The sequence below is a fragment of the Hoeflea sp. EC-HK425 genome (genome assembly GCF_902498795.1).
Taxonomy (GTDB): Bacteria; Pseudomonadota; Alphaproteobacteria; order Rhizobiales; family Rhizobiaceae; genus Hoeflea; species Hoeflea alexandrii.
Map to the genome: position 1 here is coordinate 2,486,669 of NZ_LR701572.1, position 25,306 is coordinate 2,511,974.

A 25,306-nucleotide genomic window follows, 5' to 3' on the forward strand; every position below is an offset into this window, starting at 1 on the left:
AACCGACCGTCGACGAAGGCTCTTCATGGTACAATTGTCAATCTGCCTGCCGACGCGAAACCGCCAGAGCTATTGCATCGAGACCATCAAGGCGCTCGCGGCGAGTGAAAGCCGCGGTTTCGAGGTGATCGTTGCCGACAACTCCGATGATCCGGGCCCGCTGGACGCGTTCCTCAACAAGCAACTCAAGGATGGGCGTTTCCGGCTGATCCCCCCTGCCCCGGCGGTGCTGCCGATGGTGGACAACTGGGAACGGGCGGTGGAGCAGACAGAGGGCCGCTGGATCACGGTGATCGGCGATGATGATTTTGTTGATCCGCGGCTTGCCGAGCTGACCCGCCTTTTCGAGGTGAAGTACCGCGATGCCGATGCCATCAGTTGGGAGTGCATGACCTTCCAGTGGCCTGACAACCGTCCGGCGCCCACACTGGCCCGCATTCCGTTGGCAAGCGGTGCGAGCATCCTGTCAAAACAGGCCTTGGCTGATCAGCTGTACCGCTGGAGCGAGCGCAAGCGGCATCCGGGTGTCGGGGTCGGCATCTATCACGGAGCTATCAAGCGCTCACTGATGGAGCGAATCAAACAAAGCTATGGCGGCCGCTATTTCGAACACCCCAATGTCGACTGGGAAAGCAGCTGCAAGGTCGTTTCCACTGCCAGGGCCATCGTCCATTCGCAGCGACCCTTGTCGGTACTGGGGGCCTGCGCCGCATCCAATTCAGCGGCAACAGTGTCGCGCGAGACGATGGGGACCAGGCTCGCCACTTTCGAGACGGAAACGACCGGCGGCATCAGCCTGAACCAGCCCTTCTTCCCGTTCCGGCTGGCCGGTGCAGGCGCATCGTTGTGCCTGAGCATCGCCACCACCACCACCTGGTTCTGCCACACCTACGGGATTGATCTTGCGGGCTTTGGCGCCAACTTCGCCCATGCCGCGATGGATGAATGCCGCTATTCGCATACCCGCGAGGAATATGACGCCAAGGTTGATTGCTTTGCCCGCGGCTTTGCGGCGTGGGAGGGCGGCAGGTGGGCCGCGATGTTCAAGCCGCCGGCTTTTGCACCGCCCAAGACCATCAATCAGCTTTCCGGGGTCAGCGACGAGACGCTGCATGTGCGCGAGGCAGAGCTCGGACCCACCACGCCGGAAGAGTTCTACCGCTTTGCCGAACATGTCATCATGCCGATGGACAACCTGCTGGCAGGCACAAAGGTGTTTGCCCTGTGACCCTGCTTTCGATCTGCATTCCCGTGTTTGGACACAGTCCCGGATCGCAGGCCGCAGTCATTGATTCCGTGCGGCAGATGCTGGGCAATGCGCGTGATGATTTCCAGATCCTGATCGGCGACTTTTCCAGCGACACCGAACCGCTGTCCCGCTTTGCATCCCAACAGTCTGATCCCCGCCTGACCGTCATGTCGCCCGGGCTCGCGAGTGGCGAGATTGGAGCAGCTGCCAGCAAGGCTGCCTGCTGGAACTGGATGATCCCGCATACACGCGGCGAATGGATCTGTCTGATCGAGGCGTCGGACTACGCCGACCCTGACATCTGCGCGGTGCTGGAAGCCACGCTCAAGCGCGTGCCGCAGGCCGATGCGCTGTCATGGAGCCGGGCCGGCTATGTCTGGCCGGCAGCGCGCGCGGGACGCGAGATCGCCCGGATCGGCACCGGCAGCAGTCTTAACCTGCCCCAGCAGAAGGACATGATGCAGAAGCTGTTCTACTGGGCAGATGCAGGCGCACGGCCGGACTGCTTCTTCGGTGCCTGGCACGGCGCCGTCAGGCGAGAGTTGCTGGAGCGAATACGGGCAGCGTTCTCGAATGTCTATTTCGAGCAGGAGGCGCCCGAAACCGACAGCCTGTGCAAGACCGTGCTGATGGCGCAATGCATGGTTTACTGGGAACGGCCCCTTTCAGTACAGGGCCTTGCGGGAACACCGGAACACGCATTGCCCGAGGCAGAGGCTCGGCTTGAGGGCTTTCCCTTCACCGCCGGGATGGGCAACGCCGCAGCCATTGCCTTGAGCATGGAACGGTTCAAGCAGCGTTACGGCATTGAGCTCGAAGGATGGGAAGCAGGCTTTATCAAGGCCTGCGCCCGTGACTGTGAGACCGCGACGTCGGGCGAGGAATTCCACACCAGAAAGGCCGCCTATGCCCAGGCGATCACGCAATGGCGTGGCAAGAAAGGGCTGGCCGGCTTCAAGCCGGAATTCAGGCGCAATCCCAAACTGCCCCGCTTCCAGGGACTCAAGGACAAGCACCTCCATTTCGACATGGAGATGGACCGGACCGGCTCAGCCGCGGAGTTCTACCGGCTGATCAACGCCATGCTGTTTCCGGTGCACCTGCTTGATGACAAGCTTGCCTAGCAATCCACCGCCGCTCCGGACGTGACCCGGGCGTCGCGCGAAAAGCCTCCTATCCCGAGCCCACACCCCGCTCTCTCCCCCCCACGGGTCCTCTCCCTGCTGCTCGATTTATTTAATATTTGCGATCTTATATATAAGCGCCTATATAGGTCACCAACAGGATGGCGGCGATTGATTTGGCGCAATGACAATGTGTCGTTCGGTCATCATGCTTGCCGCCATCCATCCGGACCGATCGAAATGAGGCAACCCATGAAAATGCTCAGCTTTGCGCTTCTTGTCTCCCTCTCCGCCAGCGTTGTGCAGGCCGAGACGCTGACGCTGTCGCCCACCGAAATCACCGAATGGAAAGCCGTACAGGCGCGTGTCGAATCGCGCGACATCGTGCCGGCGCGTGCCCGTATTGGTGGCGTGATCCAGGAACTGACCATCAGCGAGGGCGATCTGGTGACCGCCGGACAGCAGCTTGGCCTGGTCAAGGACGACAAGATCGCCTTCCAGATCGCCGCACTTGACGCCCAGCTCGCAGCCTTCGCAGCACAGCTCAAGACGGCGGAAGCGGAGTTTGCGCGCGGCGAGACCCTGGTCAGCCAGGGCGTGGTGACACGGCAGCGGCTGGCGCAGCTGTCGACCGATGTCGAGGTCACGCGCAACCAGATCGCCGCAACTGAAGCCCAACGCGCCGTACTGACCCAGCAGGAAACCGAAGGCGCGGTTGTTGCGCCCGCGGACGGCCGGGTGCTGACCGTGCCCGCCAGCCGCGGCTCCGTGATCATGCCGGGCGAACCGGTGGCAACCATCGGCTCCGGCGGCTTTTTCCTCCGCCTTGCGGTGCCTGAGCGGTTTGCCGGCGAACTCGAGGCCGGCGCGGAAATCCGTCTTGCCACCGGCGGCGAGGAAGCCGCCGGGCGGCTCGCCAAGGTCTATCCGCAGATCGACAATGGAAGGGTGATCGCCGATGTCGAGGTCGACAAGCTCGACACGGCCTTCGTCAATGCCCGTATTCTGGTCGAGGTGCCGATCGGCAGCCGCATGGCGCTGCTGGCGCCTCTGGAGGCTGTGGTCAACCGCCACGGCGTCGATTTCATGTCTGTCGAGGACCACAACGGAGACGTGGTCGAGCGCACGGTCATTCTCGGCGCGGTCCAGGACGGTAAGAATGCCGGTCTGGTTGAAGTCATCAGTGGCGTCGTGGCCGGCGACAAGGTGGTGCGGCCATGAAGACCTCCGGATTGGGGATTGCCGGCCAGCTGACGAGTGGCTTCATCGTCTCCCCCCTCACTCCCCTGTTTCTGCTCGCGGCCTTTGCCTTCGGGATCGTGGCGCTTCTGACACTGCCGCGCGAGGAAGAGCCGCAGATCTCGGTTCCGATGGTCGACATCATGCTCGGCGCCCCCGGCCTCAAGGCCGACGACGCCGTAAAGCTCGTCACCGAGCCGCTCGAAACCATCGTCAAGAGCATCGACGGGGTCGAGCATGTCTACTCGCAGACATCAGACAACAAGGTGCTGGTCACGGCCCGCTTCATCGTCGGCACGCAGACGGATTCGGCCATCCTGCGGGTGCATGACAAGGTGCGCGCCAATCTTGACCGGATTCCGGTCGGCATTCCCGAACCGATGATCGTCGGACGCGGCATCGACGATGTCGCCATTGTTTCACTGACCCTGACACCCTCGGAAGAAGCCGGGAACGCGGTTTCGGCCAACGACCTGACGCGGGTGGCCCGCGAACTCAGGACCGAGCTTTCGAAGATCGACAATGTCGGGCTGACCTACCTGGTCGGCGACACCGACGAGATCATCCGCATTGCGCCCGATCCGAAGCGGCTGGCGCTCAACGGCGTGACGTTGCAGCAGCTTGCCGGCAAGGTCAGCGGCGCCAACCGGGCCTTCCCGGCGGGCCAGGTGACGATCGATGGAAAATCGGCCGAACTGATGGTGGGCGAGACGCTCTATGCTCCTGCCGAGATCGGCAATTTGCTGATCACCACGCGTGACGGGCGGCCGGTCTATGTGCGCGATCTCGCCGACATCTCGTTCGCCACCGAGAGCACCGCGCGCATCGTCGGCACGGTGACGCGTTCCGAGAACGGGACTGAAGACGGGGTCGAAGGCGGAATTGACCGCAAGCCTGCCGTCACGCTGGCGATTGCCAAGCGCGCCGGCGCCAATGCGGTGCTGGTGGCCGAGCAGATCCTCGAACGCACCGAGGCGCTGGAAGGCTCGCTGATCCCGCATTCGATGGCGGTCGAAGTGACCCGCGACTATGGCGAAACCGCCAACGAGAAGGCCAACGAGCTGCTCTACCATCTGGGTCTGGCCACGGTGTCGATCATCGTGCTGGTCTGGCTGGCAATCGGCTGGCGCGAGGCGCTTGTTGTGGCGATCGTCATTCCGGTCACCATCCTCTTGACGCTGTTTGCCTCGCGGGTGATGGGCTACACGCTCAACCGCGTGTCGCTGTTCGCGCTGATCTTCTCGATCGGTATTCTCGTCGACGACGCCATCGTGGTGATCGAGAACATCGCCCGGCACTGGGGCATGGGCGATGGCCGCGACCGCAAGCAGGCGGCGATCGAAGCCGTCGCCGAAGTCGGAAACCCGACCATCGTCGCCACGCTGACCGTGGTCGCCGCCCTGCTGCCGATGCTGTTCGTGTCGGGCATGATGGGCCCCTACATGAGCCCGATCCCGTCCAACGCCTCGGCGGCGATGGTGTTCTCGTTCTTCGTCGCAGTCATGGTGACGCCCTGGCTGATGCTGAAGATCGCGGGCCGCGCGCCGATGCATCATGGCCACGGAGAAAGCGAAGAGAGTGGCGGCGTGCTGGGCAGGATGTACCGCGCCGCGGCGCGCCCGGTGCTGGCAAGCAAGACAAGCTCCTGGATCTTCCTGCTGGTTGTGGGCGTGATGACGCTTGGCTCGCTGACCCTGTTCTACACCAAGGACGTGACGGTCAAGCTGCTGCCGTTCGACAACAAGTCGGAACTGTCAGTGGTCATCGACATGCCGGAAGGCACTTCGGTGGAAGCCACCGATGCCGTTGCCCAGGCCGTGGCCCGGGAAGTGCTCAAGCTCGAGGAAGTCAAATCGGCCCAGACCCATGCCGGAACCGCCGCTCCGTTCAACTTCAACGGGCTGGTGCGGCACTCCTTCCTGCGCTCGGAACCACAGATGGGCGATGTGGCGCTCAACCTGACCGCCAAGACCGAACGGGACCGGTCCAGCCACGAGATCGCGCTCGACATCCGCTCGCGCATCGCCGGCATTCCGCTGCCCGAGGGCGCCAGCCTGAAGGTGGTCGAGCCGCCACCGGGCCCGCCTGTCATGGCGACGCTGCTGGCCGAAATCTACGGTCCGGATGCCGAAACCCGCCGCGCTGTCGCGGCGCGGGTGGAAGAGGCCTTCCGCTCCGCCGACTTCATCGTCGACATCGACAATTCCTGGGGACAGCCGGCCGAACGGGCGCGGGTGAAGATCTCCACCGACGACCTGGAATTCTTCAAGGTCCAGGAACAGGACGTGTTCGACACCATCGGCATCCTCAACACCGGCCAGACGGTGGGCTATTCGCACCGGGGCGGCGGACGCACGCCGATCGCCATAAGGCTCGAACGCCCGCGGTCGGAACGCATGGTCGACGAGGCTTTTCTCACCACGCCGATCCCGGCCAACGTTCTGCCGGGCGACCGGTCGATCGTGGAACTGGGAGATGTGGTGGACGTGTCTACCGAGCGGTCGTCGTTTCCGGTGTTCCGACACAATGGCCGGGCGGCCGAAATGGTGATGGCCGAAATGGCCGGCGCCTACGAAGCCCCGCTTTACGGCATGATCGCCGTTCAGGAAGCGCTCGACGCGATGGACTGGACCGGGCTTGAAAAGCCGGTGATCGCGCTCAACGGCCAGCCCGCCGACGAGCAGGTCTCCACGGTGCTGTGGGACGGCGAATGGGAAGTCACCTGGGTGACGTTCCGCGACATGGGCGCGGCCTTCGGCGTGGCCCTGCTCGGCATCTATATCCTCGTGGTTGCCCAGTTCGGCTCATTCAAGGCGCCGTTGGTGATCCTGACGCCGGTGCCGCTGACCTTCATCGGCATCCTGATCGGCCACTGGCTGTTCGGCGCGCCGTTTTCGGCGACATCGATGATCGGCTTCATCGCGCTTGCCGGCATCATCGTGCGCAACTCGATCCTGCTGGTGGATTTCATCCGCCATGCCCATGTTCCGGGCACGCCGCTGACACCGGTGCTGATCGAGGCCGGCGCGATCCGGTTCAAGCCGATCATCCTGACAGCACTTGCGGCGATGATCGGGGCTGCGGTGATCCTGACCGACCCGATCTTCCAGGGTCTGGCGATCTCGCTCCTGTTCGGGCTGGCTTCGTCGACGGCACTGACCGTTCTGGTGATCCCGGCGATCTACCGGGTGCTCCGGACCTGATCCGAGGCTTCCGGGTCATTGTCAAAACCGCTTCCGCCCGTCACTTCGACGGGCGGAATGCTTTCAGGATCTCGTCACGGGTCTCGATGCGCCCTGCCCCGATCAGATCGAGACAGAACGGAATGGCCGGGAAGACGGCCGTCAGGCAGGTGTCGATCGAGCCGGGCTTGCCGGGCAGATTGACGATGAGCGTCTTGCCGCGCGTACCCGCGGTCTGGCGCGACAGGATGGCGGTGGGCACCTGCTCCAGGCTCACCTTGCGCATCAGCTCGCCAAAGCCGGGCAGTTCCTTCTCCATCACCTGCTTCATGGCTTCGGGCGTCAGGTCACGCGGGCTCGGACCGGTGCCGCCGGTGGTCAACACCATGTCGACACGCTCCTCGTCGCACAGGCGGATCAGCGTGTCGCGGACACTTTCCAGGCCGTCGGGTATGACATGAACAATGATCTCTGCAGGCGATGACATCACCCGCTCGAGCCATGCCTTGACCGCCGGGCCGCCCAGATCCTCATACTCACCGCGGCTGGCGCGGTCGGACACGGTGAGAACGGCAATGCGAACGGTCATATGAATGGCTCCCGGCTGGCGTCAAAAAGGCTGTGCTTCGCGCAACAATCATCACATGGGTCAAAATGGCAACCACCAATCCCAATCACGACCGACCTTGTGAGGTTGCATCAGAACGCGCCTACCAACGATGCGCGAATTAGACAGACCTAAAGATCTCGCCTTAAACCCTTATTCGTTCGTTAAAAATTTGGTGAAAAAGATATTCTCCAAGAAAAGTCTCGCGGTGGACGGCAGTCATACTTGTTGCAAGCCCTCTCCATCAAGAAGCACTAAAGTCCAATGCAATTTATACTTTCCCCTAATATTTAGGGGCTCTTGATTTGTGACGAAAGGGAAGACAATGGGTTCGTATTTCGGCCTGAACAATGACTGCACCAGCATCATGGAAGCCCTGTCAAAAGCACAAGCCATCATCCAGTTTGACCTGACAGGCAAGATCCTGACGGCGAACAAGAATTTCTGCCAGGCCCTGGGTTACGAATTGAAGGAAATCGTCGGCAAGCATCACAGTATGTTCGTTGATCCGGAAGAAGCCACGAGCGCTGATTACCAGGAATTCTGGCGGCAACTCGCCTCGGGCAAATTCGAACGGCGCCAATACAAGCGCTTCGCCAAGAACGGTCGTGCGATCTGGATCGAGGCCTCCTACAATCCGGTTCTCAAGGGCGGCAAACCGGTCAAAGTCGTCAAGTTCGCCACGGATATCACCCATACCAAGCTCAAGGCGATCGAGGATGCCGCAAAACTCTCGGCGATCTCGCGCTCGCAGGCCGTTATCGAGTTTCAACCGGACGGAACGATCATCACGGCAAACGAAAACTTCTGTTCTGCGCTTGGTTATGAGCTCTCCGAGATCATCGGCCAGCATCACCGGATTTTCTGCGACCCCGCCTACACGACCAGTGAAGACTACCAAACCTTCTGGAGTGACCTTGCCGCGGGCCGTTTCTCATCCAACGAATTCATGCGGGTCAGCAAGTCCGGCAAGCAGATCTGGATCCAGGCCGCCTACAACCCCATCGTCGATGACAGGGGTGACGTGGTCAAGGTGGTCAAATTCGCCACCGACGTGACCGCCCGCATGACCGCGATATCGCATCTTGCCGGCTCGCTCAGGGCTCTGGCAAGCGGCGACCTCACGCAGACGCTTGACACGCCTTTCGTGCCGACCATGGAAAAGATCCGCGCGGACTTCAACGACGTGCTCGCCGAGCTTCGGTCGACGATGAGCGCGGTGGAAGCCAATGCACGCAGCATTTCATCGGGCTCGGCGGAAATCCGTTCGGCCACCGACGACATGGCACAACGGACCGAGCGGCAGGCTGCCTCGGTCGAGGAAACAGCGGCGGCACTCGAGGAAATCACCACGAATGTGGGCGAGGCAACGCAGAACGCAGCCGAATCTGCAGCCCTTGTGGCCGAGACCCGTACGGACGTCGAGCGTTCGGGCGAGATCGTGACCGAAGCCGTGACGGCGATGGGCGCGATCGAATCCTCCTCGCAGGAAATGTCCAAGATCATCGGCGTCATCGATGAAATCGCCTTTCAGACCAATCTCCTGGCGCTCAACGCGGGCATAGAGGCCGCGCGCGCCGGCGAGGCCGGCAAGGGCTTTGCGGTTGTGGCCCAGGAAGTGCGTGAGCTGGCACAGCGCTCGGCCAGTGCGGCAAAGGACATCAAGGGCCTGATCACATCGTCGAGCGAGCAGGTCAAGTTCGGTGTCTCGCTGGTCGACAAGGCCGGCCACTCGCTGGGTGAGATTGTCGGCAAGATCCAGAGCATCGACCTCAACATCAAAGCGATCGCCGGAAGCGTGAAGGAACAGTCGGTGGGCCTGAGGGAGATCAACGAGGCGGTGACCGTGATCGACCAGGGTACCCAGCAAAACGCGGCTATGGTGGAACAGACCACGGCGTCCAGTCACGCGCTGGCCAAGGAAGCCGATGCTCTGTTCGAGCTGGTCAGCCGTTTCAAGCTTGGCTCAACAACAGCAGCGCGCGCCACCGCACCGGTGGCGGCCGCAACCTCCCGCGCCAAACCCACCCTGGCGCAGTCCCAGCTTGCAGTAAGGGTGAGCGCCGGTTTCGGTTCCGCCGCCACGACCGTGAAGGCGGAGAACTGGAGCGAATTCTGACTCTTGGCGCGCAGCGGATGTAGAGGGCTGTAGCGGTCTGGTTTGGTCGAGAGCTGCACGGTCTCGAGGACGGGTCAGGCGCGCGCCTCTGCCCGGATCATGTCCGCAGCCTTCTCGGCAATCATGATTGTCGGCGCATTTGTGTTGCCGCCGATCAACGAGGGCATCACCGAGGCATCGACGACACGCAGCCCTTTCAATCCGTGAACCTTGAGCTGAGGGTCTGTCACCGCCATATCGTCGCGACCCATCCTGCAGGTGCCGACCGGGTGATAGATCGTATCGGCGCGCGCCCGGATATGCTGCATCAGCTCCGCATCATCCATGCCTTCGCGGGTATAGACTTCCCTGAGCCGGTATTTGCGCAGCGACGGCGCGTCCATGATCTTGCGGGTGATCTTTGCCCCCTTGAGCATCAGTTCCGCGTCGCGCTCGTCGGAAAGATATTTCGGATCGATGCGCGGGGCGCTGAGCGGATCAGGATTGCTCAGCCCGACTTCACCGCGGGAGTGAGGCCTGAGCACACAGACATGACACGAATAGCCATAGCCCCAATGCAGCTTGCGCGAATGATCATCCACCAGCGCGCCGACGAAATGCAGCTGCAGGTCGGGCCTTGCCAGTTCCGGATCCGATTTGATGAAGGCACCGGCTTCAGCTCCCGGCGTGGCGACAATGCCCGAGCCATCGCGCCGCCAGCGCAGGATGTCGCGGATCAGCTTGTATGTTCCAACCGCGCCCAGGCCCAGAACGTCGGTGTCACGGGTCTTGGCGGTGTAAATGAAATCGAGATGATCCTGCAGGTTCCGGCCGACGCCCGGCATGTGCCGAAACACTTCGATGCCGCGCGAGCGCAGATGCTCTCCGGGTCCGATGCCCGACAGCATCAGGAGTTGCGGCGAGTTGAAGGCCCCGCCGCTGAGGATGACCTCGGCGCGCGCCCTGACCTGCTGCTCGGCCCCGGCCTTGCGGTAGGCCACGCCGGTGGCACGAGAACCTTCGATCAACACCCTGGTGGCGTGGGCGCCGGTGATCACCGTCAGATTGGGCCTGTTCATCACCGGGTGCAGATAGGCCGCGGCGGCCGAGCAGCGCTCGCCCTGCTTGCCATCCTGCCAGAACTGGGTGACCTGAAACAGGCCCGCGCCCTCCTGCTCCGGACCGTTGAAATCATCATTGCGACGGATCTGCACTTCTGCGGCCGCGTCGACAAAAGCGTGGCTGATTGAACGCGGAGTCCGCTGCTCGGCCACCTGCAGGGGGCCCTCATCCCCGTGCAGGCCGTCGCTTCCCCGGACATTGCGCTCGGAGCGGCGGAACACCGGCAGCACATCCGACCAGCTCCAGCCATCACATCCGGCCTTTGCCCAGTCATCGTAGTCGCTGGGGTGACCGCGCACATAGAGCATGGCGTTGATGGCGCTGGATCCGCCCAGCGCCCGACCCCGCGGCTGGTAACCTCGCCGGCCACCAAGCCCCGGCTGCGGCACCGTTTCGAATGCCCAGTTGTTGATTTTCGGCCTGCCGGGAAGCATCGCCACGACGCCGATCGGCGCCCTCACCAGAATGCCCTTGCCGTCGCCACCGGCTTCCAGCAGGCAGACCGAGACCTTCGGATCCTCGCTCAACCGGGCAGCAAGCACCGAGCCGGCGGACCCGCCGCCGACAATGACATAGTCAAACTCCATGCAAGCCTCCTCCCAAAGACCGTCAGGAGGCCGAGCGTAGACCAGAAAAGGGAGGTTTCAAGCAGGAATTGACGCGGAACGGCAGAAGGTAACCCGGCGCGGTGCTTTCGGCCGGAAAATCGTGGTTGCTAGAAGCCGGCACGGTCGGACAGCCGTGTCAGGTCCGGAATGGTGACATGGCGATTGTTGACGATGCGGATCACATCGTCCTTGCGCAGCTTGGTCAGCTGGCGGCTGACGGTTTCCATGGTCAGGCCAAGGAAATCGGCAATGTCGGTGCGGCTCATCGGCAGATCGAACGTCACCGTGTCGCTCTCATTGTCCGGGAAGGCATGAGTGGCAATCAGCAACAGGAAGCTCGCGACCTTTTCGCCCGCGGTCTTGCGGCCGAGGGTCAGCATCCAGTCACGCGCCTCGTCGAGTTCTGTCAGCGTCTGTTCCAGCAGCTTGTGCTCGAGTTCCGGCATTTCGCGAATCATCCGCTCGATTGCCGCCTTCGGGAAGGAACAGACCTTGACCTCGGTGGCGGCCTGCGCGCTGACGCCATTTTCCTGCCGGAAGGGACGACCGAGAAAATCGGGAGCAAACTGCAGACCGACGATCTGCTGGCGCCCATCGGCCATCATCTTGGACAGTTTGACCACGCCGGAAATGATGTTGGAGTAGCTCTTTGTCTGCAGACTTTCGCCAACCAGTTCGGTTTCGGGCTCGACCGTGCGCCGGCTCGAATGCTTGCTGAGCTGGAGAAGCTGCTCGCTGGTCAAGGCTCCGCAGACACCGCGGTGACGGCTTTCACAAGCCTGGCACAGCAATGGCGTGTCCGAATTGTGTACGTCCTTGCGTTGAATATCCATGGCGTCCCCCGATCAGGTTCATACTACTCCACCGCGCATCGCTTCTAAAGATGCAAGATGTCGCATTTTATCGCGAATTGCACGACGGCCTGAGCGGATACCACTGATTTGTGACGGCTTTCGGTCATTCCCCGGGCGAGCAAGCCAATTGACAGGAATCAAGGACTGTCCCGGCGGGTGGGCTAGTATCCCGCGCATGATGCAGGAACCAGATCCAGTCCCGGCCCCGGTGTTCGAGATTTCGGGGCTGACAAAAGTCTACACCACGGGCGAGGTCGAGGTGCGGGCACTCAACGGTGTCGACCTGACCTTGGAAACGGGGGAAATGGCCGTACTGCTCGGGCCATCGGGCAGTGGAAAATCAACCCTGCTCAACATCGTCGGGGGGCTCGACCGGCCAACCTCGGGATCTGTCCGGTTCAAGGGCGAGGAGCTGGCAGGCGCCAGCGACCGGCAACTGACGGCCTACAGGCGTGACCATGTCGGTTTCGTGTTTCAGTTCTACAACCTGATCCCGAGCCTGACCGCCTGGGAGAATGTCGCGCTGATCACCGAAGTGGCATCCAACCCGATGTCGCCATCGGAAGCGCTGGAACTGGTTGGCCTGGAGAACCGGATGAGCCATTTTCCAGCCCAGCTTTCCGGCGGCGAGCAGCAGCGCGTGGCCATCGCCCGGGCAATCGCCAAACGTCCCGAAGTGCTGCTGTGCGACGAGCCGACGGGAGCGCTTGATTCGGCCACCGGCATCATCGTGCTCGAGGCTCTGGCGCGGGTCAACGAGGAAACCGGTGCCACCACCGCGATCATCACCCACAATGCCGGCATCCGGAAGATCGCTCACCGTGTCTACTCGTTCCTGGACGGCCAGATCGCCTCGTGCGAACTCAATACCGAGCGCATCAAGCCATCGGAGGTGAGCTGGTGAACCGCTTGAGCATGCTCGATCGCAAGCTTGTGCGCGATCTCGGCCGGCTGTGGGCGCAATCGCTTGCCGTCGCTCTGGTCATGGCCTGCGGGGTCATGACCCTGATCCTGGCACTCGGCGCCACCCGGGCGCTGGAGGATACCCGTGCCGCCTTCTACGACCGCACCCGCTTCGGAGACATCTTTGCGGCTGCCACGCGGGCGCCGGAAAGCCTGAAAGCCGAGATCGCAGCGATCGACGGCGTTTCGGCGGTGTCGACGCGCATCGTCAATCCGGTGATCGTCGACATCACCGGCATGGCCGAGCCGGCGACGGGCATGGTGATCTCGATGCCCGACCACGGCGAACCGGCGGTCAACCGGCTCTATCTGCGTTCCGGCCGGCTTCCCGAACCGGGGCGCGACAATGAAGCCACAATCATCGAAGCGTTTGCCGAGGCGCACGGGTTTCGCCCGGGCGACACATTCGATGTCCTGATCAACGGGCGCAAACGGCCGCTTTCGATCACCGGGATCACCCTGTCTCCGGAGTATGTCTATGCCATCGGGCCCGGCGACATGGTGCCCGACCAGAAGCGCTTCGGCGTCATTCACATGCACCGATCGGTGCTTGAAGCGGCCTATGACATGAAGGGAGCGTTCAACGACGTCTCGCTCACGCTGTCGCGCAACGCCGATGCGAAAAATGTCATCGCCCGGCTCGACACCATTCTCAAACCGCATGGCGGGACCGGCGCCCATGACCGCAAGGATCACATGTCCGATGCGTTTCTCGATTCCGAACTGACCCAGCTCAGGGCCATGGCGCAGGTGATCCCGCCGATCTTCCTGTTCATCGCGGCTTTCCTGGTCAACATGATCCTCTCCAGGCTGATTGCACTCGAACGGGAACAGATCGGCCTGCTCAAGGCGGTTGGTTATGCCAACACCGCAATTGCCTGGCACTATGCCAAGCTGACACTGGTGATTTCGCTTGTCGGGGTGACCATCGGGGGCATTGCCGGGACACGGCTGGGGCACGGCATGGCCTCGCTTTACGGCGAGTTCTACTCGTTTCCATTCCTGGTGTTCTCGCAGAAGCCCGATCTCTACGTGATCTCGACACTGGTCACCTTTGCCGCTGCCCTTGTGGGAGCGACCAATGCTATATCCGGCGCGGTGCGCCTGGCACCGGCGGTGGCCATGCGGCCTCCGGCTCCGACCCGCTACCGCAGCCTGTTCAGCGGGTCCTCCGGCGGTTTCCGGCTGCCGTTCTCGCAACTCACCGTGATGGCGCTGCGGCACCTGGTACGCTGGCCGTTGCGCACGGCGTTGACGACACTCGGGACCGCCCTTCCCGTGGCGTTGCTGATCACCTCGCTGTTCGCCTTCGATTCGGTCGAACACATGATCGACACCATCTGGTTCAGGGCAGACCGCCAGGACGCGACGCTGACCTTTGCAATGGACCGCCCGGAGGATGCAATCCGGGACGTCGCCCGGTTGCCCGGCGTGATGGCGGCGGAACCGTTCCGCGCGGAAGCCGCCACGCTCAGAAACGGCCACCGGTCGCGCAATGTGCAGATCATCGCGTCCAACCCCGACACCGATATCAGCCGGGTGCTGGACCGGGATTTCGCGCCGATCAGGTTGTCGCCGGCGGGTATCCTGCTGTCGGAACGCCTGGCCGGTCATCTTGGTCTCGTGGCCGGAGACAAGGTCGAGGTCGAGCTCAATGACGGACAGGGCCGCAAGGTGCTTGTACCCCTGGTCGGGGTGACCAACAGCTATGTCGGACTGACGGCAAACATGAGCCGAGAGGCGCTCGACCGGCTGTCAGGTCAGGGCAGGCGGATATCGGGCGCGCGGGTGATCGTGGACGAGTCGCGGCTTCAGGATCTCTATGACGAGGTCAAGCAAACCCCGGCAATCGCCTCTGTGGCCCTTCAGGGGATTTCGCTGAAGCGCTTCCGCGCGGTGATCGAGGAAAATATCGGCATAAGCATAACTATTTATGTAACGCTGGCGATCATCATTACCTTCGGCGTGATCTACAATTCCGCCCGGATCCAGCTGTCCGAGCGCGCCCGGGAACTGGCCAGCCTCAGGGTCTTCGGCTTCACCAACCGGGAAGTGTCGAGTGTGCTTCTGACAGAGCTGGGCGTGATGGTTATTCTGGCGCAACCGCTGGGCTGGCTGATCGGCCGCAGTTTCTCGGTGCTGGTTGCCAAGGGTTTTGAAAGCGACCTGTTCCGGATACCACTCATCATCAATCCGCCCACCTACGCCATATCGAGCCTTATTGTGCTTGGCGGCGCGCTGCTGTCCGCGCTGATCGTGCGCCGCCGCATCGACCGGCTTGATCTCATTCGTGTTTTGAAAACAAGGGACTGAAACAATGACCTCTGTTGTTGCCCGAAGCCTTGCGGGACTGGTTGTCGCAGCCGCCATCGGCGGCGGGCTCTACATCGCCTTCAGCGAAAAGCCGATCCTTGTCGACCTTGCGAGTGTGGAAACCGGACCGATGCAGGTGAGCGTGGCGGAAGACGGGATCACGCGGATCCGCAATGTCTACGCGGTCTCCTCGCCGATTGCAGGACATCTCGACCGCGTTAAGTACTCGGTCGGCGACCCGGTATCCGCGGGAGAGAGCATCACCTCGATCCATCCGCTCGACCCGCCGTTCCTCGACACCAGGACGCGGACCGAGCTGATGGCGGCGATCGATGCGGCGCGGTCGAGCATTGCGGTGGCCGAAGTGGAGCTCACCCGCGCCCGCACATCGCGCGCGCTCGCCCACGCCAGCCAGGAACGGGCACGGAAGCTGGCGGAAACGAACATCGTTTCGGAAAGCGAACTGGAGCGGCTGGTCGGAGAAGTCGAGCTTGCCGACGCGCAGGTGCGCTCCGCCGAAGCGATGATCGCGCTCAGGCGGGCTGAGCTGGCGAGCGCCCAGGCCCGGCTGGCCCAGCCCGGACAAACGCCCATCGCGGCCGGCAACGACCAGTGCTGCGTCAACATCGTCTCGCCGATCGACGGGATCATTCTCTCGCTCAACGCCAAGAGCGAGCAGGCAGCCTCGGTCGGCCAGCTGATCGCCGAGATCGGCGATCCGTCCGATCTGGAGATCACGGTCGATGTGCTTTCGGCGGACGCGGTGAAGATCCGACCGGGCAGTAAGGCACTGATCACGGACTGGGGCGGACCCTCGGCGCTTGAGGCGGAGGTCGAACGCGTCGAACCCTCCGGCTTCACCAAGGTGTCAGCACTCGGTATTGCCGAGCAACGGGTCAATGCCATCATCGCCCTGAAGCAGCAGCCGCCGGCCGATCTCGGTCATGGCTTCCGGGTGATTGCCAACCTGATCATCTGGTCCTCCGACGCGGTCATGCAGGTTCCAGTGAGTTCACTCTACCGGGAGGGCGGCGACTGGGCCGTGTTCAGAATGGAAGACGGGCGTGCGCGGGTGACGCCGGTTGAAATCGGACACATGACCGACCGGCGCGCAGAAATCCTTTCGGGCCTGAGCGACGGCGACCAGGTGCTGCTCTATCCCGGTGATGCCCTGGAAGACGGAAGCCTGATCTCCGACAGGTCGGCTGCAAACTGATCCGGCCCAGGGCATTTTCGGTGGTGCCGTTTTCACCGGAAATGCTCTGGTTTTTCACGCAGCTTCAGCGGAACCGGTTCCCGGTTTCTGTGGAATTGCTCTAGCCCGCCGCCAGCCGTCGGAGCTTGGCAATGGCCGTCTCCGGATCCTCGCCATAGGCGATGGTGCCCTTGAAGACGCCGTTCCGGTCAACGAGAAACACCGACGCCGTGTGATCCATGGTGTAGTCGCCATCATCGGTCGGAATCTTCGCCGCATAGACATGCCAGGCGGCGACCACCTTGTCGATTTCGGCGGGATCGCCGGTAATGCCCATGACACGATCGGTGAAGGCTTCCGAATAGCCCTTCATGATCTCGGGTGTGTCGCGCCCGGGATCAACTGAGATGAAAAAGGCCTGGATGTCCCTGCCCTCCTCGCCAAGCACGTCGAGCCAGCCCGCCATCTCGTAAAGCGTGGTCGGGCAGACTTCGGGGCAGCGGGTAAAGCCAAAGTAAAGCAGTGTCGGCCTGTCGGCGAACGCGGCCTCAGTGATTGATGCACCATTGTGATCGACAAGCTCGAATTCGGTTCCGAGCCTCATGCCCGAGGTCAGGGACTGGTCGGTTCCCCGGACGGCATACTGCCAGCCGAGGAATGCCAGGGACAGCAGGAACAGGGCGGCCGAAGCCGCCCAGAGCCCGATCTTCAGGCGCGGACTGCGGTCGCCAGCGCCTGATTGCGTGGCGGAGCCATCCTTCATCGCCTAGCCGCCCTGCTTCATCTTGCCGTGGTCCATGTTGCCATGGCCGTCTTTCTTCATATGACCCTGCATCGCCTTGATGTCCTTGACCTCGAACTCGAGATCGATGCTGCCGGCCTTTTCGAAGGTGAGCTTGACGTTGCGGGTCTCGCCGTCCTTGAACTGGCTGTCGATGCCGATGAACATGACGTGGTATCCGCCGGGCTTGAGCACGACTTCGCCACCGGCCGGGATTTCCAGACCGTCGGCGAGCTGACGCATCTTCATGACATCACCTTCCATGGCCATTTCATGGATCTCGACGCGGTCAGCGAAAGCTGCCTCGCCCGAGATCAGCCGGTCGGCTTCGGCACCGGAGTTGCGGATGGTCATGTAACCACCGGAGACCGGGGCGTTGGGCGGTGTGGCACGGGCAAAGGGCTGCTCGATTTCGAGCGAGCCGAGCGTGTAGTCACCGGCAGCGACAAAGCTGGAGGACAGGCCAAGCACAGCGGCGGAGAAAAGAAGGGCAATGCGATTCATGATTTTTGCTTTCTGATTGTGCCCGGAGCGGGCGGGGTTTGGTCAAACGGATTGAGGTTTGAAAGAGCCTGGTCCTGGTTGCGACCGGTCATAGCGACGCCGGTTCGACGGCCAAGCGTGCAGGACTGCGCACAGAGGCTGCAAAAGGTGCAGGTTCAGGCGAGCCTTGCGGGATTCAGGAGGAGAATTGAGGCGGGCCGCGCGGGGAAGCGCTGGCGCGCAGGACAGGCTGTGTGAAGCGGACGTCCTGGGGGACCGTCCGCTCGGCAGCCGATCTCAGCCGGTTGACCACATAGCCGTCAAGGGGAAACGGCAAATCAACCGAAGAGACAATGCGGCAGGCTTCGCATTTGTTGGATGCGGAATGATGGGTGTCATCCGCCGCACCGGTCAGGCACAGATCGGGGAGCGTGCCGTCCGGCAGGACATAGTCGGAGATCTCGACGCCGTCATAGGCAGCGGCAGGTATCACGAGCGGCTTGTGAGCGAAGGCGACAAGCAGCAGCGACAGCGCGCAGAGCATGCGCACCAGTCCCGATCTGCGTGTCAACCCGCGTTTCCCGATCATGTCCTCACCCGATGATTGGCTTCCCGGAGGAATATACCCCCGATCTGGCACTCGCAAGTGTTTCAAAGCTTCTGCGTCAACATGCGCCGAGACCGCTGGTCCATCACACGGAGCGGCGGCCTCATTGCTGCAGGTTCACTCGGCCGGCAAAGGGGATGCCGGATGAGCCGGGTGATTGCCGAGCATCTTGCCGTTGAGGCGGAAATAGACGGCAATGGTCTTCACCTGAAGGTAGAGCAGCGGTGCGTAGAGCACGAACCAGGCGATCGAATAGGTTTCGAGGATCCCGATCTGCACCAGGCCCGCATTGATGACGAAATTGCCGAACACGAACAGGGCCACGCCCGGGCAGATCAGCGCATAGGCACCGGGTGAACGGCCTTCACCGGAGACGAAATGCTCGAAATAGCCGAACCGCCGCATCACCATGTAGCCAAGCAAGCCAAAGACCAGCTGTATCGAGAACAGGACGGTCAGCAGCGAGAACGCCGATCCGGCCGAAAACTCGACGCCGAAATTGTGATCAAGCCCCTTGTTGAGACGATAGAACGCGATGCCGATGACGGTGATGAAAGGAATGATGATCCACAGCGTCGGTGTGGTCTCACGCTCGGCAGAGTGCTCCATCATGGCGCGGAAGCCCATCACCAGGAAGATCGCGCCAAGCAGAATGGCCGCAACAAGGAAGAAGACCGAACCCATGAAGGCGATCGCCGACGTGAGCTTGACGTGGCTCATGGCCGCCGCCGAGGAGAAGCCGACGCCAACCATTGCCAGCGAGAAGGCGGACAGCAGCTGGCCGAAGGAATTGTTGCGCGCACAGTCAAAGCCGCCCTCGGTGAGAACCCGGGTAAAGAAGCCACCGAAGAACTTGAGCGCGAAGTATCCGGTCACGGCAAAAGCCGCCAGAGCTGCAGGAAACAGGTATTCGGCAATCTCCCAGAGACCGGGCACGAACACGGCACCGATGATGAAGCCGACATTGATCGACATGGCGAACGCCAGCGGAATGGCGGTGAGCTGGCTCTGGTTGTTGGATTTCAGGAAGGCCTCATATCCCGTAGTCTGCTTCCAGGCGAAGTACTCCCGCACGTTCCAAAGCAGTGTACGCACGTGCAGATAGGCAAAAACGATGATCCCGAGCGCCGCGGCAATGATCAATGCCTGAGTAGCCAGATCGCCGCCGGCAAGAGCGGCCTGCAAGGTGGTGAATGAGGGAATCGGCTGACCTTTGTGCGGAGTCATCCACATCAGATACATGAAGAACGAGATCGCGAGGCCGCCAGCCCCTAGACTCGAGAGAAAATAGATCGGGGTGTAGGGCGCCCCTTCGGCGCGGGCATAACGCATGGCGAAACCTTTCCTTCCAACATCAACACTCTTTTATATTTAATATAAACGATATTCAATGTAAAGACGGAAATGCCAACCGCCGGCGCCGGACTGCAGGAAAAGCCCTGCGCGCCAGCGTCATTCATCTGAACCATGAGCGACGTTATTTACACCTGGCAGCGAGATAGTCCGCGGCCTTGGCCGGCGTCTCGATCTGGACGTAATCATCCTCCGGGATATCGATCCCCAGCCTGTCGTGAAGTGCCGCCACGAGGTTGAGCACGTCCATGGAATCGAGCTCGAGATCGTCTTGCAGCTGGTCATCCCCATTGATCGAGCCGGCATCGAGGTCGGGGGCCACGTTGACCAGTTCTTCAATGAAAACGGCGTAGAGCGTGTCGCGGTTCATAGGGCCTCCGGGGATTGCAGAAGTTTGTCTATCTCTGTGAGGAAACGGGCGCCGCGCCGGCCATCGCTGGCCCGGTGGTCCGCGGCAAGCGTGACAGCTACCGCCTGCCGGATCTGGATGCTGTCACCCAGCACCCGGGCCACCGCGCGCGGCGTTCCGAAGGTGACAAGGGCTACCTGCGGCGGATAGATGACGCCGGTCATCTGGTCGACGCCGCGATCGCCAAGGCTGGAAATGGTGATGGTGCCGCTGGTCATCTCGGACGAGCGCAGACGGCCTGCGCGCGCCCGCGCCACCACGCCGCGCATCGCGTCCATCAGTTGGGCGAGGCTCAGTTCATCGGCATCCGGGATTGCCGGCGCGACCAGTCCGCCGCCGCGCAGGGCAACAGCAACGCCGGCATTGACGGTTTCGGACCGGGTGAAACCGTCCTTGTCGAAATGACCGTTGAGGCCATCGACCTGTTTTGCCGCCAGGGCCGTGGCCTTGACGAAAAGCGCGCCCATCAAGAGCCGGTCTGCGGGGCCGACATCGGCGTTCTTCTGCACCAGCCAATCCGTTGCCTGCTGCAGATCCACTTCGTGGGTCATGTAGTAGTGCGGGATTTCCCGCTTGGACCGGGTCATTGCCGCTGCGATGCCCTGCCGCATGGCCTCGACATCAAAGCCTCTGGCGGGCTTGGCCGGCGGCGTGCGCGGTGCGGGTGCTTCAGCCGTGCCGGCGGCAGCGCGCTCGACATCGGCGAGGACAATCGCCCCGCCCGGCCAGGAGCCGGCGACGCGGGCGAGATCGATCCGCTTCTCCGCCGCCAGGGCGCGCGCGGCGGGCGATGCGGCCACCTGGCCCGAGGCAACGACGGGGGCAGCCTTGACGGCTGGCGCGGGCGGGGCCGGTGCGGTCGGCGGTTCAGGCGCGGCGGCGAGAGGCATGGCGGGCGCCGCCGCCTCGGTTTCCGCGGCCCTGGGTTCGGATTGGGGTTCGGATTGGGGTTCGGATTCGGCTTCGGCGGGTTGCGGCTTAGCCGGCGCGGCCTGCCGGGCGGCGACCGGCGGTGCCGCGGGCTTCGGCTCCGGTCTTAGCTCCGGCGCGGCTGCAGCGGTTGCGTCACCGATCAAGGCGAGCGTCGCGCCGACGGGGAGCGTGGCGCCGAGTTCGGCCTCGAGCGACTGAACGATCCCGTCCTCGAAGATCTCGATCTCGATGGCACCTTTCTGGGTTTCGACCACGGCGACCACGTCGCCGCGATGGACCGCGTCGCCGGGCTTGACCAGCCATTCGACCAGCTTGCCGTCCTCCATGTCGGCGCCGAGGGAGGGCATGACGAAGACGCTCATCAGCTCTTGCCCCTGCCCATCGCGGCACGGGCCGCGGCGACAATGTCGGCAACCTGCGGGATCGAGGCGGCTTCGAGGTGGCTCGGATAGGGGATCGGCACTTCCTTGGCGCAGACCCGTCCCAGCGGCGCGTCGAGATGCCAGAAGGCCTGTTCGTTGATCCGGGCGATGATCTCGGCGGAGATCGAGCCGCTGCGCCATCCCTCGTCGACTATCACCGCCCTGCGGGTGCGGGCAATCGAGGCCATGATGGTGGCGTCGTCCAGCGGCCTGAGGCTGCGCAGGTCGATCACTTCGGCCTCGATGCCCTCGGTGCTCAGCGCCTCGGCCGCTTCCAGCGTCTTCCACAGCGAGCCGCCGTAGGTGATCAGGCTCACATCCCTGCCCTCGCGCCGGACCGCGGCGCGGTCGATGTCCACCGCACCCGCCGCGTCATCCAGCGTGCCGGTCATGTTGTAGAGCATGACGTTTTCGAAAATCAGCACCGGGTCCGGGTCCTGCAGCGCCGTCCACAACATGCCGCGCGCATCCTCGACCGTGGCCGGTGCCAGCACCCGAAGGCCGGGAATGTGGGCGTACCAGCCCTCGAGGCTGTGCGAGTGCTGGGCCGCGAGCTGCTTGCCCGCACCGGTCGCCATGCGGATCACCAGGGGCACGCCGAACTGCCCGCCGGACATGTGGCGGATGGTGGCGGCGGTGTTCATGATCTGGTCAAGCGCCAGCAGGGAGAAATTGACCGTCATCAGTTCGACGATGGGTAGCAAGCCCGCTGCCGCGGCGCCGATGCCGAAGCCGGTGAACCCGGATTCGGACAAGGGCGTGTCGCGGATGCGGGTCTCGCCGAACTCGGTCATCAGCCCCTTGGTTACCGCGTAGCAGCCGCCATAGGCACCGACATCCTCGCCCATCAGGAAAACCCGCTCGTCGCGGATGATGGCGTCGCGGATCGCCTGCTTGACCGCCTCGCGGTAGGTGATCTCCTGGGATTTTCCCGATGGCGCAGCCGGAACCGGCGGCGGCGGCGCATCGTCGGCGATGACATGGCGGGTCAGCGTTTCCACCGGCTCCCAGGTTCCGGCTTCGGCGAAGGCCACGGCCTCCGTGATTTCAGCGTCAACTTCGGCCTCGATGCGAGCGATGTCGCTGTCCTGAAGCAGGTGGTTTTCCAGCAGCCAACTCTGGAACCGGACGATCGGCCCTTTGGCGCGGAAGCTGGCGATCTCGTCCTTGTCGCGGTAGAGCTGGGCGTCGAACATCGAATGGGCGCGGAAGCGATAGGTGCGGCACTCAAGGAAATAGGGTCTGCCGGTCTCGCGAATGCTGGCGATGGCACGGCGGGCGGCGGCTTCGACCGCGACCACGTCCTGGCCGTCGACCGCTTCCGAGGCAATGCCGTAGGCGGCTGCCTTGGCGTGGATATCGGTCTCGGATTCCGTGCGCGCCAGCGCGCTTCCCATGGCGTAGCCATTGTTCTCGCAGACAAACAGCGCCGGAACATCCCAGAGTTCGGCGAGGTTCATGGTTTCGTGGAACTCACCTTCGGCGACCGCACCTTCGCCGAAGAAACAGACGGTCACACCATCGGCGCCCGCAAGCTTGTCGCCGAGCGCCAGCCCGCCCGCCAGGGGCAAGCCGCCACCCACAATGGCGTTGCCGCCGAAGAAGTTGCTAGGCGCATGAAACAGATGCATGGAGCCACCGCGACCGCCGGAGCAGCCCTCGGCCTTGCCGTACATCTCGGCCATCACTTGCGGCATCGGCACGCCGCGGGCCAGGGCATGGCCATGTTCGCGGTAGGTGGCGACGATGCGGTCGTTTTCGCCGAGAACGGAGATCAACCCCATGGCGATCGCCTCCTCGCCATCATAGAGATGCAGGAAGCCGCGGATTTTCTGCTGCGTGTAAAGCTCTGCGCATTTGTCCTCGAAACGGCGAATGCGGATCATGCCCTTGAGCAGCTCGGTGACATGGGCATGCGTCAGGTGGGTCTTTTCGGCCTTGGTCATGACTCGTCCGTCTCCAGCGTGGAAATGTCGCCTTCGGGCAGGCCCAGTTCGCGCGCCTTGAGCAGGCGGCGCATGATCTTGCCCGATCGTGTCTTCGGCAGGGTCTTGCGGAACTCGATGGTGCGCGGGGCGACCGCAGGGCCAAGCGTCTTGCGGGCATGGCCGCGGATCGATTTCTCGAGCTCCTCAGACGGTTCAAAGCCCGGATTGAGCGAGACATAGGCCTTGACCACCTCGCCGGCGGTTTCGTCCGGCAGGCCGATGACGCCGGCCTCGGCCACCGCCTCGTGCTCGATCAGGGCGCTTTCGACCTCGAACGGCCCGATCAGGTGCCCCGACGACTTGATCAGGTCGTCGGCCCGGCCGACGAACCAGAAATAGCCGTCCTGGTCCTGCATCGCGAGGTCGCCGGAGATGTACCAGTCGCCGGCAAAGGTCTTTTTATAGCGCGCCTCCTCATGCAGGTAGGCCCGCATCATCGACGGCCAGCCAGCCTTCAATGCGAGGTCGCCGATTTGGCCGGGTTTGCAGGGCTTCACATTGCCGCCTTCGACGGTGACCACCGCCGCCTCGATCCCCGGCAGGGGCATTCCCATCGAGCCGGGCCTGATATCCATTTCCATGGTGTTGGCGATCATGATGCCGCCGGTCTCGGTCTGCCACCAGTTGTCGTGAAACGGCAGGCCAAAGACCTCGTTGCCCCAGACCACGGCCTCGGGATTGAGCGGCTCGCCGACGCTGGCAAGAAACCTCAGAGCCGAGAAGTCGTGGCCCTTGGCGGCGTCCCTGCCTGCCCGCATCATCATGCGGATGGCAGTGGGTGCGGTGTACCAGACCTCGACCTTCTCGCGCTCAAGCGTGGCGTACCAGCGCTCGAGGTCGAACTCGGCCTCGTCGATGACCAGGGTGGCGCGGTTCACAAGCGGCGCGATGATGCCGTAGGACGTGCCGGTGACCCAGCCCGGATCGGCGGTGCACCAGTAGACCGTGCCGGGCTTCAGCTCCAGCGCGTAGCGGCCGGTGGAAGCGTGGTTGACCACCGCCTTGTGGACGTGGACGGCGCCCTTGGGGCGGCCGGTGGTGCCCGAGGTGAAGTGAATCAGCGCCTCGTCTTCGGGCTGCGTGTGCACCGTGTCGAACTCTGGGGATGCCTGTTCCATGGCTGGACCAAGCGCGACGCAGCCTTCCGGCGCGTCATCGCCGACAATCAGCACCAGCCGCATCGAGGGGATGTCCTTGATCCAGGGCTCGATCTTGCGCCGGTAGATGGCTTCGGTGGTCACCAGCGCGTTAGCCTCGCCGATCTCCATGCGGGTCTGGATCGGTTCGGGCCCGAAGGCGGAAAACAGGGGCGTGAAGGTCATGCCGGCCTTGAGTGTGCCGAGTGCGGCGTAGAAAACCTCGGGCTGGCGCCCCAGCAGCGAGAACACCCGGGCCCCGCGGCCGAGACCGTGCCCGGCAAGCACTGATGCAAAGCGGGACGACGCAGCGCCCAGATCGGCATAGTTGAGATCCCGGCGATCACCGGACTTGCCCAGCCACCGGAGCGCCGTGTCAGCGCCGAAGCCGTTGGCGACATGCCTGTCGACTGCTTCATAAGCTATGTTGAGGCCACCGTCCGGGAGGCCGTCGAGCAGTTCATCCTCGATCTTCGCCCAGGAAAACCCGGCGCGAACACCGGACGTCAATTGCGCCTGGGCACGAAGCGCCTCGGGTTTCTTGATGGTATCCCACATCAGCAATCCTCCCTGCCCGCCAGTATTGCGGCGGCAGGAAGGAGGAGCATTGATGTGCGTCAACGAAACGGAACAGAGGCAG

19 protein-coding genes are annotated in these 25,306 nt (G+C 63.0%); 8 read left to right on the forward strand and 11 right to left on the reverse strand.

What is annotated here, in order from left to right:
- Positions 1-25 precede the first annotated feature (25 nt).
- From SPHINGO391_RS14840 to SPHINGO391_RS14855, 4 genes are all read left to right on the forward strand, one after another.
- Positions 26-1,228 (forward strand): glycosyltransferase, encoded by a 1,203-nt coding sequence (locus SPHINGO391_RS14840; RefSeq protein ID WP_152009557.1) that lies wholly within the window; start codon positions 26-28, stop codon positions 1,226-1,228.
- Positions 1,225-2,373 (forward strand): hypothetical protein, encoded by a 1,149-nt coding sequence (locus SPHINGO391_RS14845; RefSeq protein WP_152009558.1) that lies wholly within the window; start codon positions 1,225-1,227, stop codon positions 2,371-2,373. Before SPHINGO391_RS14840 ends, SPHINGO391_RS14845 begins: the two co-directional genes overlap by 4 nt.
- Positions 2,374-2,625: 252 nt before the next feature.
- Positions 2,626-3,594: an efflux RND transporter periplasmic adaptor subunit gene (locus tag SPHINGO391_RS14850; protein ID WP_244615205.1), complete on the forward strand. Its 969-nt coding sequence runs from the start codon at positions 2,626-2,628 to the stop codon at positions 3,592-3,594.
- Positions 3,591-6,815, forward strand: coding sequence for an efflux RND transporter permease subunit (locus tag SPHINGO391_RS14855; RefSeq protein WP_152009559.1), 3,225 nt, complete (start codon positions 3,591-3,593; stop codon positions 6,813-6,815). The genes SPHINGO391_RS14850 and SPHINGO391_RS14855 overlap by 4 nt, the downstream gene beginning before the upstream one ends.
- 40 nt (positions 6,816-6,855) lie before the next feature.
- Here SPHINGO391_RS14855 and mog read toward each other — a convergent pair whose 3' ends face one another.
- Positions 6,856-7,383: a molybdopterin adenylyltransferase gene (gene mog / locus SPHINGO391_RS14860; RefSeq protein ID WP_152009560.1), complete on the reverse strand. Its 528-nt coding sequence runs from the start codon at positions 7,381-7,383 to the stop codon at positions 6,856-6,858.
- Positions 7,384-7,726: 343 nt separating this feature from the next.
- On the opposite strand from mog, the gene SPHINGO391_RS14865 reads away from it, so the two are divergent.
- Positions 7,727-9,520, forward strand: a complete 1,794-nt coding sequence (locus SPHINGO391_RS14865; protein ID WP_152009561.1) for a PAS domain-containing methyl-accepting chemotaxis protein — start codon at positions 7,727-7,729, stop codon at positions 9,518-9,520.
- 74 nt (positions 9,521-9,594) lie between these two features.
- On the opposite strand, the gene SPHINGO391_RS14870 is transcribed toward SPHINGO391_RS14865, so the two are convergent.
- Together SPHINGO391_RS14870 and SPHINGO391_RS14875 are read right to left on the reverse strand one after the other, a co-directional pair.
- On the reverse strand, positions 9,595-11,208 hold the full coding sequence (locus tag SPHINGO391_RS14870; RefSeq protein WP_152009562.1) for a GMC family oxidoreductase N-terminal domain-containing protein: 1,614 nt from the start codon (positions 11,206-11,208) through the stop codon (positions 9,595-9,597).
- A 128-nt stretch (positions 11,209-11,336) separates the two neighbouring features.
- Positions 11,337-12,062: a Crp/Fnr family transcriptional regulator gene (locus SPHINGO391_RS14875; RefSeq protein ID WP_152009563.1), complete on the reverse strand. Its 726-nt coding sequence runs from the start codon at positions 12,060-12,062 to the stop codon at positions 11,337-11,339.
- Positions 12,063-12,258: 196 nt separating this feature from the next.
- Here SPHINGO391_RS14875 and SPHINGO391_RS14880 point away from each other — a divergent pair, with 196 nt between their 5' ends.
- Genes SPHINGO391_RS14880 through SPHINGO391_RS14890 form a run of 3 tightly spaced genes read left to right on the forward strand, consistent with a single transcriptional unit; the run spans position 12,259 to position 16,575 of the window.
- The gene (locus tag SPHINGO391_RS14880) at positions 12,259-12,987 is read left to right on the forward strand and encodes an ABC transporter ATP-binding protein (RefSeq protein WP_244615207.1); all 729 of its coding nucleotides are present in this window, start codon (positions 12,259-12,261) and stop codon (positions 12,985-12,987) included.
- Complete coding sequence (locus tag SPHINGO391_RS14885) at positions 12,984-15,359, forward strand: ABC transporter permease (protein ID WP_343200311.1); 2,376 nt, start codon at positions 12,984-12,986, stop codon at positions 15,357-15,359. Before SPHINGO391_RS14880 ends, SPHINGO391_RS14885 begins: the two co-directional genes overlap by 4 nt.
- A gap of 4 nt (positions 15,360-15,363) precedes the next feature.
- Positions 15,364-16,575 carry an HlyD family efflux transporter periplasmic adaptor subunit gene (locus SPHINGO391_RS14890; protein ID WP_152009564.1) on the forward strand — a complete coding sequence of 404 codons (1,212 nt, stop codon included), beginning with the start codon at positions 15,364-15,366 and terminating at the stop codon, positions 16,573-16,575.
- Between the two features lie 100 nt (positions 16,576-16,675).
- Here SPHINGO391_RS14890 and SPHINGO391_RS14895 read toward each other — a convergent pair whose 3' ends face one another.
- The 8 genes from SPHINGO391_RS14895 to acsA all read right to left on the reverse strand — a co-directional run bounded on the left by SPHINGO391_RS14895 (position 16,676) and on the right by acsA (position 25,224).
- Positions 16,676-17,317, reverse strand: a complete 642-nt coding sequence (locus SPHINGO391_RS14895; RefSeq protein ID WP_244615210.1) for an SCO family protein — start codon at positions 17,315-17,317, stop codon at positions 16,676-16,678.
- A gap of 3 nt (positions 17,318-17,320) precedes the next feature.
- Entirely contained in the window at positions 17,321-17,839 is a 519-nt protein-coding gene (locus SPHINGO391_RS14900; protein WP_152009565.1) for a copper chaperone PCu(A)C, read from the reverse strand.
- Positions 17,840-18,014: 175 nt separating this feature from the next.
- Positions 18,015-18,389, reverse strand: coding sequence for a DUF2946 family protein (locus SPHINGO391_RS14905; RefSeq protein WP_152009566.1), 375 nt, complete (start codon positions 18,387-18,389; stop codon positions 18,015-18,017).
- Between the two features lie 153 nt (positions 18,390-18,542).
- Entirely contained in the window at positions 18,543-19,757 is a 1,215-nt protein-coding gene (locus tag SPHINGO391_RS14910; RefSeq protein WP_152009567.1) for a hypothetical protein, read from the reverse strand.
- A gap of 145 nt (positions 19,758-19,902) precedes the next feature.
- The gene (locus SPHINGO391_RS14915; protein WP_152009568.1) at positions 19,903-20,148 is read right to left on the reverse strand and encodes an acyl carrier protein; all 246 of its coding nucleotides are present in this window, start codon (positions 20,146-20,148) and stop codon (positions 19,903-19,905) included.
- On the reverse strand, positions 20,145-21,482 hold the full coding sequence (locus SPHINGO391_RS14920; protein WP_152009569.1) for a dihydrolipoamide acetyltransferase family protein: 1,338 nt from the start codon (positions 21,480-21,482) through the stop codon (positions 20,145-20,147). The genes SPHINGO391_RS14915 and SPHINGO391_RS14920 overlap by 4 nt, the downstream gene beginning before the upstream one ends.
- Positions 21,482-23,488, reverse strand: coding sequence for a pyruvate dehydrogenase (acetyl-transferring) E1 component subunit alpha (gene pdhA / locus SPHINGO391_RS25280; RefSeq protein WP_152009570.1), 2,007 nt, complete (start codon positions 23,486-23,488; stop codon positions 21,482-21,484). The genes SPHINGO391_RS14920 and pdhA overlap by 1 nt, the downstream gene beginning before the upstream one ends.
- The gene (gene acsA / locus SPHINGO391_RS14930; RefSeq protein WP_152009571.1) at positions 23,485-25,224 is read right to left on the reverse strand and encodes an acetate--CoA ligase; all 1,740 of its coding nucleotides are present in this window, start codon (positions 25,222-25,224) and stop codon (positions 23,485-23,487) included. Before acsA ends, pdhA begins: the two co-directional genes overlap by 4 nt.
- Positions 25,225-25,306 lie beyond the last annotated feature (82 nt).

Bases quoted from the DNA above. Each gene is read 5' to 3' on its own strand.
- SPHINGO391_RS14915 (WP_152009568.1), bottom strand. From the start codon at position 20,148: ATGAACCGCGACACGCTCTACGCCGTTTTCATTGAAGAACTGGTCAAC.
- SPHINGO391_RS14875 (WP_152009563.1), bottom strand. From the start codon at position 12,062: ATGGATATTCAACGCAAGGACGTACACAATTCGGACACGCCATTGCTG.
- SPHINGO391_RS14855 (WP_152009559.1), top strand. From the start codon at position 3,591: ATGAAGACCTCCGGATTGGGGATTGCCGGCCAGCTGACGAGTGGCTTC.
- SPHINGO391_RS14920 (WP_152009569.1), bottom strand. From the start codon at position 21,482: ATGAGCGTCTTCGTCATGCCCTCCCTCGGCGCCGACATGGAGGACGGC.
- SPHINGO391_RS14890 (WP_152009564.1), top strand. From the start codon at position 15,364: ATGACCTCTGTTGTTGCCCGAAGCCTTGCGGGACTGGTTGTCGCAGCC.
- SPHINGO391_RS14880 (WP_244615207.1), top strand. From the start codon at position 12,259: ATGATGCAGGAACCAGATCCAGTCCCGGCCCCGGTGTTCGAGATTTCG.
- SPHINGO391_RS14910 (WP_152009567.1), bottom strand. From the start codon at position 19,757: ATGCGTTATGCCCGCGCCGAAGGGGCGCCCTACACCCCGATCTATTTT.
- pdhA (WP_152009570.1), bottom strand. From the start codon at position 23,488: ATGACCAAGGCCGAAAAGACCCACCTGACGCATGCCCATGTCACCGAG.
- SPHINGO391_RS14865 (WP_152009561.1), top strand. From the start codon at position 7,727: ATGGGTTCGTATTTCGGCCTGAACAATGACTGCACCAGCATCATGGAA.
- SPHINGO391_RS14840 (WP_152009557.1), top strand. From the start codon at position 26: ATGGTACAATTGTCAATCTGCCTGCCGACGCGAAACCGCCAGAGCTAT.
- SPHINGO391_RS14850 (WP_244615205.1), top strand. From the start codon at position 2,626: ATGAAAATGCTCAGCTTTGCGCTTCTTGTCTCCCTCTCCGCCAGCGTT.
- SPHINGO391_RS14895 (WP_244615210.1), bottom strand. From the start codon at position 17,317: ATGAAGGATGGCTCCGCCACGCAATCAGGCGCTGGCGACCGCAGTCCG.
- SPHINGO391_RS14900 (WP_152009565.1), bottom strand. From the start codon at position 17,839: ATGAATCGCATTGCCCTTCTTTTCTCCGCCGCTGTGCTTGGCCTGTCC.
- mog (WP_152009560.1), bottom strand. From the start codon at position 7,383: ATGACCGTTCGCATTGCCGTTCTCACCGTGTCCGACCGCGCCAGCCGC.
- acsA (WP_152009571.1), bottom strand. From the start codon at position 25,224: ATGTGGGATACCATCAAGAAACCCGAGGCGCTTCGTGCCCAGGCGCAA.
- SPHINGO391_RS14870 (WP_152009562.1), bottom strand. From the start codon at position 11,208: ATGGAGTTTGACTATGTCATTGTCGGCGGCGGGTCCGCCGGCTCGGTG.